Genomic DNA, 12,171 nt, shown 5'->3' on the forward strand with positions numbered 1-12,171 from the left:
TTAATATGGCGACATATTAATAAACTAGGGTGGCACCGCGATGATAAATCTCGTCCCTAAGACTATAAGTCTTGGGGGTGGGATTTTTTTATTGTTTTAAAACAATATGGAAAGCGGGGACCTAAAGTGAAAAAAATACTTAAAGATTGGAAATATCCTTTATTACTACTGTCCGGAGTTGGTATTGCGAATTTAGGTGCATGGATTTACTTGATAGCACTGAATGTACTTGTCTATAATATGGGTGGCTCAGCCTTAGCTGTTGCTACTTTATATGTAATTAAGCCACTAGCCGCTTTATTTACAAACGCTTGGTCAGGAAGTATGATTGATCGTTTAAATAAACGAAAATTAATGATACACCTTGATATATATCGTGCAATATGTATTGCTATGTTACCTGTACTTCCATCACTTTGGATTGTTTATGTATTCGTATTCTTTATAAGTATGGCCAGCGCGATTTATGAGCCGACTACTATGACGTATATGACGAAATTAATTCCAGTAGAGCAAAGACAACGTTTCAATTCACTACGTAGCTTAATATCATCCGGTGCATTTTTAATTGGTCCGGCGGTAGCGGGAGCTTTATTAATAGTGAGTACACCAGAGTTTACTATATATATGAATACTATAGCATTTCTCTTATCAGGATTAATTACACTACTTTTACCTAATCTTGATAAAAAAGAAGATTCTCATTCACCTAGTAATACAATATCTATTTCACTATTAAAAAAAGATTGGAACACTGTTATAAATTTTAGTAAAAAACATGTGTATGTCGTATGTGTGTACTTCTTATTCCAAGGAATGATGGTACTAGCTACCGCAACTGATTCACTTGAATTATCATTTGCGAAAGAAATTTTATTGTTAACAGATAGTGAGTATGGCTTTTTAGTAAGTATTGGTGGAGCGGGCTGTATTTTAGGCGCCATAACAAATACAATTTTATCAAAAAGATTAGCACCTTCATTTCTAATTGGGATAGGATCATTATTCATCGCACTCGGATATTTAATCTACGCTTTTTCAAGTGGATTTTTAATAGCTGCTACCGGATTTCTTATTTTATCTTTCTCTATGGCATATGCAAATACAGGGTATTATACATTTTACCAAAATAACGTTCCTGTTCATATGATGGGACGGATTGGGAGTATATATGGGCTCTTTATTGCAGTAGTAACAATTTTTATTACAATATTGTCCGCTGTTGCAACGCAATTCATTTCTATACAACTTGTAGTCATTGTAGGAACATTAGGAATGCTGTTTATAACTATCGTATTGTGTGTATTTACTTTATTACCATCACAATTTAAGTGGGGTTCCGATGAATCAATAAATTCGAAATGAATTTTGTGTTCTTATTAATAATTTATCGTATTCAATTAAAGGGTTCTTTCCCCTTTATATGGAAAAATAATAAGGGGAAAGAACAATAAGGAAAGACAAGGGTGGTTGTCGTGATAAAAACAAAAGGGGAAATAGACAAAATTGTAAAAGAGATGTATCGGAATATAGATTTCTCTGGGGTAGTTTTAGTGAAAAAAGAAAAAAACTTAATCTATGAAGAGGCGTTTGGTTACGCAAATAGAAGTGAATGTATAAACAATACACTACAAACAAAATTCGGAATTGCTTCAGGATGTAAATTATTCACTGCAATCGGCATCTGTCAACTTGTTGAAAAAGGTGTAATTACTTTTCATACAAAGTTAAAAGATTGTCTACATATTAAATTTCCAAACTTCAATGATGATATTACAATACACCAACTTTTAACACATAGTTCTGGTATTCCAGATTATTTTGACGAAAGTATAATGGATAACTTTGAGGATCTTTGGAAGCAAACACCTATGTACCTTTTAAAAAGTTTAAAAGACTTTTTACCATTATTTCAAAACAATAATATGATGTTTGCACCAGGAAGTAAGTTTCACTACAACAATGCAGGCTTTATCTTACTTGGATTAATAATAGAAGAGCAAACAGGACTTGAGTTTGCGGAATATATAGAGCAAAAAATATTGAATCCAATTGGCATGAATGATTCCGGCTATTTCTCTTTAGATACATTACCAAAGCACACCGCTCTTGGATATATAAAAGATGTAAATAGCCAAAAATGGAGAACAAATGCATATTCCATACCGATAAAAGGTGGTTCTGATGGCGGTGCTTATATTACCGCACCAGACATGCTTAAGTTCTGGGAAGCATTATTTAACTATGAAATATTAAGCCAAGAATATACTAATTTACTTTTAATTCCTCACATTCAAGTAAATAATAATCAGTTTTACGGCTATGGAATATGGATTGAAACAAGACAAAATAATATTTTTAAATATCATATAATGGGCTATGATCCAGGTGTTAGTTTTCGCTCGGCTGTTTATCCAGACTTAGGAATTACATTAGTTATTCCTTCGAATAAAGGAGCAGGACCTGAAAAATTAATGAAAGAACTAGAAAAATATTTTTGAAAAAGTTAAAAGAGTTCATAATTGCATCTGCCTTGAAATGTACTCTGTATAAGTCTTCATTTTAATTATTAAATGAAGACTTTCTGTAATTGATTAACACTGTTTTATGATTGTATATCGATATTTATATGTAATATTAAAGAGGCGGGAAAAATTTGTATATATTAAACGGTAGTATGTTTATTGTTTTTGGAGTCATCTCCTATTTAATTGTACGAAGTATTTTAATTGGGATGAAAAATAAAAAACATGTAAATTGGTGGAAAGAATTAATTCGTTTTCTATTCGTAGTATACATTTGTATGGTTGTTGCCGTAACTTTATTTCCTTTACCAATTGGTTTTCCTTCTAGTGCTGAAAATCTTAGTCGTTCAGTTAATATTATTCCCTTTGCATCAATTTTTAAGGATATTGGTCAAATAGGAAGTGCTTATGATGGTGATGTCCTATTTATGATCGGTCTAATCGTAAGAAATGTTGGTGGGAACGTTTTATTATTAATACCTTTAGGTTTTTTAGCACCAATTATATGGGATACATATAAAAAGATTAAAAATACTATTTTATTAGGATTTACCATATCAGTTAGTATTGAATTATTACAACTAATTGAGTCTTTATTTAGTGGATGGGCACGTATTACTGATATTGATGATGTGATCTGTAACGTTCTAGGTTCTATTGTTGGTTATTTTATTTATAAAATCACTTTAAAGCTAGCTGCTACATTTAACATGCAAGTAGTAGATAAAACTAGTTCTAAAGATGTTAAGTAATGATAAAGGTTAAACGAGTTTATGAATGTAATAATAAAGACGTACGAGTAATAAGTATGTCTTTTTATTTTTATAACTAATGAGTAAGATTGATGGGAAATTACATTCCACATTATACACTTTAAAGTAGCTATCGTATTTCAAGTATGGGATGAAAAGAGGCGAATATAATTTTCAAAGGCAAACAAGTATATAGGAGGACTCTTAATGGATATTCTATTTGTTATTCTACTTGTTATTCTTATAATTATATTAATGCAAAGTAAGGAATATAAAGTGAATATTAATCGTATTTGGATCATTCCGGCTTTGCTGTGCTTCGTAACAATCCAGTCCATTATTCATATGGGACAATTAAATATATTACAAGTACTACTATTTGTTGCAATGCTCGGTATTGGATTGGGTCTTGGGGTTATTAGGGGAAAAGCATTAACATTTCGATTAGATAGTGAAACAGGTCATGTATTACGAAAGGGAAATTGGTTAAGTACAATTATTCTACTTGTTATTTTAGGTGCAAAAGTTGTGATTAAGCAGAGTATGTTTTCTGGCAGTACGCATCAAACATTAACGATTGTAACGAATGCCTTTTTATGTATCACATTAGGTACTGTAATCAGTAGAAGATATTATATTTGGAAAAAATATAATGATTTAACACAAAAAGCGTAATTTCATTCTTCCCTTGTTTAACAATGCTATGAACGGTAATACTAAATAACATTGAACATTTACAACAAGGGATGATAATATGATATTCATTTACACAGACTTCGGTGGTACACATACAACTTCACTAGCTGCAGCGTATCATTTAAATAAATTACCAACTGATCGGAAGTTAACGAAAGAAGAAATATTAAATGTAGAGTACTTCAATAAATTAAAAACAGAAGATATGGGGAAAATTATTTTTCATGGATTAGACGAAAATGGCAATCCTGTATATACGATTGGATGCGGCGCATCAAAAGTCGTTGTACCTGCGATGAAGCATTTAGGAGAGATTCTACAAAAACATTATGAAAGCCATGAAAAGATTATTTTTTCTAATACATCACCAACAGTGCCTTTACCAATGACTTTTGGTGGTCTGTTTTCTAGGAGGTTTCATATCGATTTTATCGGCGTACCCTTACTCGTATGGGGAGCAAAAATTTGTTGTGATAACATACAAAGGCTTGTCAGTTATACGAAAGAAGCTGGGCGATTGACGAATGATTATGTTGTAATTTTAGATAATGAAAATTTTAAATAATGTATGGAAGAAGAAAATCGGACATATGCTCCGATTTTCTTTTTTTATTGGTGAAACAGACAAGAAATAGTCACATTTAATTTTCATCTACTATAGCCAAAACAATAAAGTCCTGTTACTATTACAGGGATATTCTCTTTTCATAGCATAAATATATAGAAAAATTAGAAAAGAGGAATTGAATTAAGGGAGGAACAACATGAAGCGTGTTGCTTGGATTACTGATAGTACAACTGCGAGTTTTACAACAGAAGGAGATAACTTTGTTATCCCAATCGAGGTTATTATTGATGGTGTGTCGTACAAAGATTGTGAAGAAGGTGTACGTGAACGTGTTTATAATGCGTTAAACGAAGGTAAGACAGTCACTACATCACAACCTAACATTGGGGAAATGGTAGAGTTATTTACGAAATGCAAAGAAGAATATGAAGAAGGATTTGCAGTTGCTATTAGCGGAAAAGTAAGTGGAACCTATCAAAACATGAAATTAGCTGCAGAAATGGCTGGGTTCCCATTAACGGTATTAGACAGTGAAACGACAAGTTATCCAATGGATGAACTAATTAGAAAAGCGAAATTGTTATACAATGATGGTATGACTTTACAAGATATACACAAAACATTAGTAGATGAAAAAAGAAGACCTTTTCATGTATTTCCAAAGAGCTTAAAAGGTTTGTATGCAAGTGGACGTGTAAAGGGAGTTCAATTTTTACTTGGAAGTTTATTAAGTGTCAACTTAATATTAGAAGTAAAAGGCGGCGAACTTTTACTTGAAAAGAAAGTTCGTAAAATCCAAAAATGTCGAGAATATATTAAAAATGAGCTTGAAAAAGAATTACCTAAAGTACTTCATATGTTCCATGCTAATGACAAAGATGGAGCTGAAGAATGGATTTCAGATATAAGACAAGCATTCCCTGAAATGGACTTCAAACTATATCCATTACCGATTTCATTTGCTGTTCATGCAGGTGAGGGAACAATAGCAATTAGTTATTAAATAAAAAACCCGTGAATGATTCACGGGTTTTTTATTTAATTAAAATGAAATGGACCCCTGCCAAATCTCCATCGAGCTTAGAAATCGATAATTCCTCAATACCTCATAGAAAACTGTGGAATGCTCTTTTATGGCTTATCCGATTATTTCTTACAAGATTTAGGGAGGATCGAGTTGAAAACGGGATTATTTTAGTGTAAAATTACACTAAATAAAACATTAGTTACTTTTGGAGGAGAGAAAGTGAATAAAGATCATACAATTGAACTCATTTCAACGAAAATAAAGTTAATACGTACTGAAAAAAGATATACGCAAGATAAAATGGCTGAAATTCTCGGGATATCCAAAAAAACGCTTGTTCAAATTGAGAAAGGGAGAACGAATGCAGGCTGGACCAACACCATTGCTATTTGTGCATTGTTTAGAGATAGTGAAGTTTTACAGAATGCTCTTGGGGATGATCCATTAGTAGTAATCGAAACAATGGCCCACAGTAGCACTAGCAATTTCAAAGAAAAAACATTGGGAGGAAAAGTCTGGTGGAAACAGATTCAAGAAAAAGGGAACTTTCGTTTACAACAAAATCTGATTAGTCAGCATTATCGTATTTTAGACAAACAGGATTACCGTTGGTTTAATTCATTTGATTTAGAAGAAGCGCTAAATCAAATGAATCAATTAGCAACGAATTCAGACAGTCAAATAACCCCTTAAAATTATAGAGAATGCAGAAAAATTGGAGGGAATTACATATGATCATTTTGAGTTTACTTTGGATCTACTATATGCCTTATCTCGTGTTATGCGGATTTTTTGGAGGATTGTATTTAATTATTAATGGGATTAAACATCGTAACTTACTCGTAAGTATACTAGGATTACTTAGCCTTTCCTTTGTCGTACTGCCTTTTATTTTTTGGGGAATGGGGATTTCTGAGAATAAACTTCTTGATATTCCTACAGAATTATACTGGATTCTATTTTCTTTAACTGGGCTATTAGCTGGAATCATTGGATTACGGTCAAAAATTAAAGGAATACGTAATATGGGATTTATTATTTTTACTAGTGGAATAGTAGGAGACCTTTTTTATGTTTTAATGTCTGTACCTGATTCCATGTATATCAACTAGTTTTTTAAACTAAGCTCATTTTTATTTACTGCTACATGGTGACTTAATCCAAAAAAGATAGCACAACAAAGGTAGAGGAAGAATCGCTGTCTTTCTTTATGAATCAGTACATAAAAAGGAGATGCTATAGTACCTATAGCATCTCCTTTTTCACATGAATCATTTCCCTATTAGCTGGATTGCACATAAACGTTTGATTTCATCCAGTACGTAGTAGGTAGCATATCGATAGCTATCTGTAATTTCTACACCCTCTGACTTTAAATGATAAAGGTAATGTTATCACAGTTGTTCCTGCAAGGGAAAAAGAAAAAATAAATAGTGTAGTAAAAACATTCTAGAATAAAGAAGCTTAGGAATATGGGATATAAAATATGGTAAATACGAGTTGTTAGAAATTTTCAAGAATGAACGGAAGAATACAAAGCATAAGCGAGTTTACAATTTGCATGCCAACACTACAAACTTGACATGCTTATTGAGAAAGAGTGAGAATGAGTAATATAACACTTATCTAATACATTCAGGTGATATTAGTATTGGATTTATTTTTAAGGGGGATGTTTAATGAAACCAGAACTAATTGTTAGAAATTTCTTCAAAGAAGTGCGTTCAGGGAATAATCCAGACTTTTCAAATCGATATATGGCAGATAAAGTATTGGCACATCAAGTTATATCTGAAGAGGAACAAACAGTATACAGATCGCCAAAAGATTATGCTGAGCATGTAAGAGAGATGATAGAAGTATATGGAAATTTCTCTTTAGAAATTCAAGAATTATTAGTACAAGATAGTAAAGTATATGTACGCTGGAAGCAAGTAGGTACACACATAGGAGAAATAGATGGATACGAACCTACAGGCCTCCCTATAACTCAAATAGCAAGTGCGGTATATAGAATTGAAAACGGGAAAATTTCAGAGTATTGGATTCAAATTGATAGATCAGGAATTCAAAATCAATTAGAGTACAATAAGAACATTCAATAAATTATCTTTAAGAATAATAGTAAAAAGCACAAAAACAAGATTTTTAAAACGAGTATTTCTATTACATAAAGGATACTAAGTAATAGAATTGTAGAAACATATAATAGAATATTCGCACTAATATTTATACAGTTACAATCTATTTACATATAAGATTATTAGGATTATATTGGCAATGAAAGAGAAAACAATAGATGGAAGGGGATGTTTTTTATGTTTAAAAAAGCAGCACTAGGGATTTCATCGTTAGCAATCACAGCGTTCGTTGGGTTAGGAATGGCAACAGAAGCTTCGGCTGGACCTGCAGCTCCACTTACTTCACTAAACGTCGTACAAGTAGAGTCTGAGCTGGGCGGAGTAGAAACAATTAACCAAAACAGCTTTAGCACAACACGTAACCACGGGGGAAAATACTTATATATTACAACGAAAGAGATGGGATACGGTCAAAATCCATTTACTAAAATGAATGGTTCTAATGTAAAAAGTATTGGATCCACAATAATCGGCGGAAAACCAATCGTTGGCTGGTATTACAAATGGGATGCGTCTGGACATCAACAAGGAACATTTGAATACCAAAAAACATCTATAAACGCACCATTTAATACAATGCGTACGTCAATTTATATTCAATAATTTTTGAAAACGTTCGCACAGCAAGAACACTTCCCATAAAACAACATCCTAAACGTCTATGAAATTGATAGGAACGGGTAGTACAAGTCCTCTATAGTTAAAGTACGTAACCTTGCATATTCCAATTCAATGAGAACAGAAAAAGACTGTAGTACTTACGCCAAAATTCAAGATTAAAAAAGAATAGCTAAACTTATATAAGCTTAGCTGGATGAGTATGTGACGGAACCCTAAAATGAATTACATCTTTTTCATACCATAAATAATTTTGTATAGGGAGATGAAAGGATTTTTTAAAATAATAAAGAAGTATGTATAAACAAATATATAAATGGTAGTGATAGTATGAAAATCAGTAAGTTTGCAGAAGTAAATACTGTAAGTGTAGATACGATTAGACATTATATAGACCTCGGTCTCATTATTCCTGAAAAGAAAGGTGGGCACTATTTTTTTGATGAGTATTGTCAAAAAGATATGGAACTTATTTTAGAGTACAAAAGGCTAGGATTTAGCTTAAATGAAATTAAAGATCTTTTTCTTTATAAAAATTTAGGGAAATCTATAGATTACGAAAAAAATACTTTTTATCAATCTTTATTTAAATTGAAATATGAAAAGATTGAACAGGAAATAAAAAATTTAGAGGAACAAAAAGATAAATTAAAGAAAGCGTTAAATAATTTATCTATAAAAACTAAAATTTCGAATTCAATTTTAGGGATAGATTTAAACGTACTTAATGTATTTAAGTGTTTTAAGTGTAACGGAAATTTGATTCTTGAAGATGGCATTATCAATAAGAATCAAATTGTTGAGGGAAAGTTAATTTGTAATTGTGGTGAAGAATACGCGATTATTTCAGGGGTTTTAACAGCGGGAAACTCATGTAAAGCATATGAAAAGACATCACTTGAAGATTCTATTTCGGATTATATCCATGAAACTGATACTGCTTTTTTGGAAAATGTTCAAAGAGGAGGGGAATGGGCGAAAAAGAAACTAATGCAACTAGATTTAAATGAAAAAATACTACTTGATTTAGGATCTGGTATTGGGTTCTTTTTACGAAATATTTATGAGGAACTACCAGGAAATTGCCTATATATTGCTGTTGATCGAGATTTGAATAAACTTTTATTTTTAAAAGATGTAATTGAAAGAAGAAACCCGAAAAGAAACATTCTATTTATCTGTGCCGACTTTTTAAACATACCTCTTCAGAATTATTCTGCTGATATTGTCATTGATCAGTCTGGTACAAGTAATTATAGTTTTGAGCATAAAAACTTTTTGTTGCATGAATTAAATCCACTTTTTAAGCCAGAGTGTTATATGCTAAGCTCATATATTTTATTTAAAAATTTCAGCATACATAGTCATATATCAATTAGATTACGAGAGAATTTTACCTCTTCAAAAGTTAAGGGAGAAATTCAAAAACTACAGTTTCAAACCATTGATGAAAGAACTTCTAATTATTTGGAAAGAGGCGGGAAATACGAAAATTTCTTCGTTCAAGGAGAAGAAATTTATACATATTCATTTTTCGGAAGAAGATGGGGTTAACCCCATCTTCTTTTATTTTTCTTTTAAAACTTTTTAATAATAGCATATTGATATTGGGTTGACCCGAGAACTTACACTGTATGTAATACAAAGTTAAACGGGAGGAAAGAGGTATGGGACGTTTACGAATACATTCACAAAATGAGCAAAGTACTCAAGAACTAAGAAATATTTATCTCTATTCATTTGGGAAAACAGTATCAATATTTGGTAGCTCTATTTATAGTTTCGCATTAGGATTATATGTGTTACAAATAACCGGATCAGCATGGAATTTCGCAATTACGCTTATTTTAGGAACGATTCCAATGATTGTTATGAATCCATTTGCAGGTGTAATCGCAGATAAAGTTGATAAAAAGAAACTGGTCGTTTGTATGGATTTACTAAGTGGAGGCTTATTAATTACTGTTTATACATTGAGCAGTAATTATGGATTAAACTTATTCATCATTTATACTACTACTTTTCTTTTAACAGTATTTACAACGTTTTTTGGAATAGGATTAGAATCCGCAAAACCGAATATCGTCTCTAAAGAGAGGTTAATGAGTATTAATTCTATAAGTAAAATTATTGATTCTGTATCTTTAATTCTCGGTCCTATGTTAGGTGGTATCGTTTTTGCTGTTGTAGACATAAAACTTTTTATAATGATAAACGGTATTTCATTTATCCTTTCTGGCATATCCATACTGTTTATTCACTTTAAATTGTTCGGGCACGATATAAAGGAGGAATGTTCAATAAGAGAAATTAATTTTATTAAAGATATAAAAGAGGGATACTTTTACTTAATGGAGAGGGAAAGCTTAAAGAATACGTTTCATATTTTAATTTCGCTTAATTTCTTCTTAGGATTTGCTGTAACTGTTCCATTACCATACATTATTAACACAGTTCTCAATCTTAGTTCGAAGCAATTTGGTATCATTCAAGGAACTTTTCCAGTAGGGATGATAATTGGTGCAATTTTAGTGAAAAAGATAACTAATCGTTTTTCTTACTCTTATCTTTTGAAAAAGCTAAGTTCAATGTTGGCAGTTTTTATGATTATTTCAGGAATTCCAGTTTTATTCAAAAGTTTTGAAGCAAATGATTTTGTATGCGTTATTACGTATTGTGTTGTTATGTTCTCTTTCGGGCTAATAATAGCGTTAATTGATATTCCTTTAATTTATTTCATGCAAAAAGAAGTTCCTGATGAATATAGGGGAAGAGTGCTCAGTATTGGATTAAGTATAGGTAAAATGATGCAGCCGATAGCACTGGCATTATCAGGTCTATTATTAAATTATATTCCAGCCTACACGCTTCCAATTGCAGGAGGAATAGTATTTCTTATTTTGAATAAAGCTTATTCAAATAAGTTCAATTTAGAAATTCATTCCAAAGATTATAGTGTTTAACGTAACTATTTGATATTGTTACAGATAAAAAAGCGCAGGATCATCATCCTGCGCTTTTTTATCGTAATTCAGCTGTCTTTCTAATAACAATCTTATCAATATCATCTTCTTCATCACCAATAAATAATCCACGCTCTTTTAAATACATTTCAAAGTATAAATCTGCTTCTGCACGTTCATCATACGGTTTTACAGAAAGTACGAAACCTAATTTGTTTTGCTCATCTAAATGAGAAGTGGAGATATAAGCCGGTACATTATGGCGTAAAAAGAGTTCTTTAACGGGAATAATCATATCTTTCATTAACTTTGTTAACATACCCATTTCAAACTCAAAATTAAAGCGATCTATACTAGATAAATCGGCGAATACTACACCGATAAAACCTGTATTAAATACTTCTTGGTATTCTACATCTTCGTTACCATAAAAATTCTTTTCGATCAAATAATTTATAAAATAAGACACACCATCACTTTGTTCAAAAGGTTTTGTTGAAAGAACAAAGCCGATTTTCTTTTGGTTATGTAAATACACACATGACATATATGCAGTGATATTATGTTCTTTAAATAATGCGCTCATTGCTCCAGATAGACCATCAAGTACATGATGAACAATTTGAAGTTTTTTACGAGCGAAATAATAGGATTTCTTTTGTAACTCCAATGTATCAATAAAGACAGAGCCGATAAAGCCTGTATTTGAAATAATAGGTGTTTGCTTTTTTCTTCCTCTGCGCTTTGCTTGAGCCATTGTAAAAATCATCCCTTCATGTACAATTAAAGTAAAAGAACATTTGTTCGTATATGTATATTTTACTATTAAAACACTCTAAAGTAAAGGGTTTTTGATGAAAAAAACAACAAAAAAGACACCT

General features: G+C 31.5%; 13 protein-coding genes and 1 other annotated feature (1 of these 14 only partly in view). Of the genes, 12 read left to right on the forward strand and 1 reads right to left on the reverse strand.

The window, feature by feature from the left end:
• Positions 1–61 (forward strand) — a binding site (T-box leader); it begins 197 nt to the left of the window's first position.
• A 65-nt stretch (positions 62–126) separates the two neighbouring features.
• From MHB70_RS11825 to MHB70_RS11880, 12 genes are all read left to right on the forward strand, one after another.
• Positions 127–1,365 carry an MFS transporter gene (locus tag MHB70_RS11825; protein WP_000722090.1) on the forward strand — a complete coding sequence of 413 codons (1,239 nt, stop codon included), beginning with the start codon at positions 127–129 and terminating at the stop codon, positions 1,363–1,365.
• A 110-nt stretch (positions 1,366–1,475) separates the two neighbouring features.
• On the forward strand, positions 1,476–2,501 hold the full coding sequence (locus MHB70_RS11830; RefSeq protein WP_000598072.1) for a serine hydrolase domain-containing protein: 1,026 nt from the start codon (positions 1,476–1,478) through the stop codon (positions 2,499–2,501).
• A 155-nt stretch (positions 2,502–2,656) separates the two neighbouring features.
• The gene (locus tag MHB70_RS11835) at positions 2,657–3,277 is read left to right on the forward strand and encodes a VanZ family protein (RefSeq protein WP_000275660.1); all 621 of its coding nucleotides are present in this window, start codon (positions 2,657–2,659) and stop codon (positions 3,275–3,277) included.
• Between the two features lie 207 nt (positions 3,278–3,484).
• Complete coding sequence (locus MHB70_RS11840; RefSeq protein ID WP_000353192.1) at positions 3,485–3,952, forward strand: DUF1453 family protein; 468 nt, start codon at positions 3,485–3,487, stop codon at positions 3,950–3,952.
• Positions 3,953–4,031: 79 nt separating this feature from the next.
• Complete coding sequence (locus tag MHB70_RS11845; protein WP_000576345.1) at positions 4,032–4,538, forward strand: DUF3189 family protein; 507 nt, start codon at positions 4,032–4,034, stop codon at positions 4,536–4,538.
• Between the two features lie 199 nt (positions 4,539–4,737).
• On the forward strand, positions 4,738–5,544 hold the full coding sequence (locus MHB70_RS11850; RefSeq protein WP_000831953.1) for a DegV family protein: 807 nt from the start codon (positions 4,738–4,740) through the stop codon (positions 5,542–5,544).
• Positions 5,545–5,787: 243 nt separating this feature from the next.
• Positions 5,788–6,261, forward strand: coding sequence for a helix-turn-helix transcriptional regulator (locus MHB70_RS11855; protein WP_001030626.1), 474 nt, complete (start codon positions 5,788–5,790; stop codon positions 6,259–6,261).
• 38 nt (positions 6,262–6,299) lie between these two features.
• Positions 6,300–6,680, forward strand: a complete 381-nt coding sequence (locus MHB70_RS11860) for a hypothetical protein (RefSeq protein WP_000584988.1) — start codon at positions 6,300–6,302, stop codon at positions 6,678–6,680.
• Positions 6,681–7,247: 567 nt separating this feature from the next.
• Positions 7,248–7,673, forward strand: a complete 426-nt coding sequence (locus MHB70_RS11865) for an ester cyclase (RefSeq protein WP_000801762.1) — start codon at positions 7,248–7,250, stop codon at positions 7,671–7,673.
• A 213-nt stretch (positions 7,674–7,886) separates the two neighbouring features.
• Positions 7,887–8,312 carry a DUF4879 domain-containing protein gene (locus MHB70_RS11870; RefSeq protein ID WP_000472921.1) on the forward strand — a complete coding sequence of 142 codons (426 nt, stop codon included), beginning with the start codon at positions 7,887–7,889 and terminating at the stop codon, positions 8,310–8,312.
• 345 nt (positions 8,313–8,657) lie between these two features.
• Entirely contained in the window at positions 8,658–9,881 is a 1,224-nt protein-coding gene (locus tag MHB70_RS11875) for a methyltransferase domain-containing protein (protein ID WP_000703296.1), read from the forward strand.
• A 113-nt stretch (positions 9,882–9,994) separates the two neighbouring features.
• Positions 9,995–11,290 carry an MFS transporter gene (locus MHB70_RS11880; protein WP_000533145.1) on the forward strand — a complete coding sequence of 432 codons (1,296 nt, stop codon included), beginning with the start codon at positions 9,995–9,997 and terminating at the stop codon, positions 11,288–11,290.
• Positions 11,291–11,348: 58 nt separating this feature from the next.
• On the opposite strand, the gene MHB70_RS11885 is transcribed toward MHB70_RS11880, so the two are convergent.
• Positions 11,349–12,059, reverse strand: a complete 711-nt coding sequence (locus tag MHB70_RS11885) for a hypothetical protein (protein WP_002038924.1) — start codon at positions 12,057–12,059, stop codon at positions 11,349–11,351.
• Between the last annotated feature and the right edge of the window lie 112 nt (positions 12,060–12,171).

The organism is Bacillus sp. FSL M7-1020 (assembly GCF_038050415.1).
GTDB classification, from domain to species: Bacteria; Bacillota; Bacilli; order Bacillales; family Bacillaceae_G; genus Bacillus_A; species Bacillus_A toyonensis.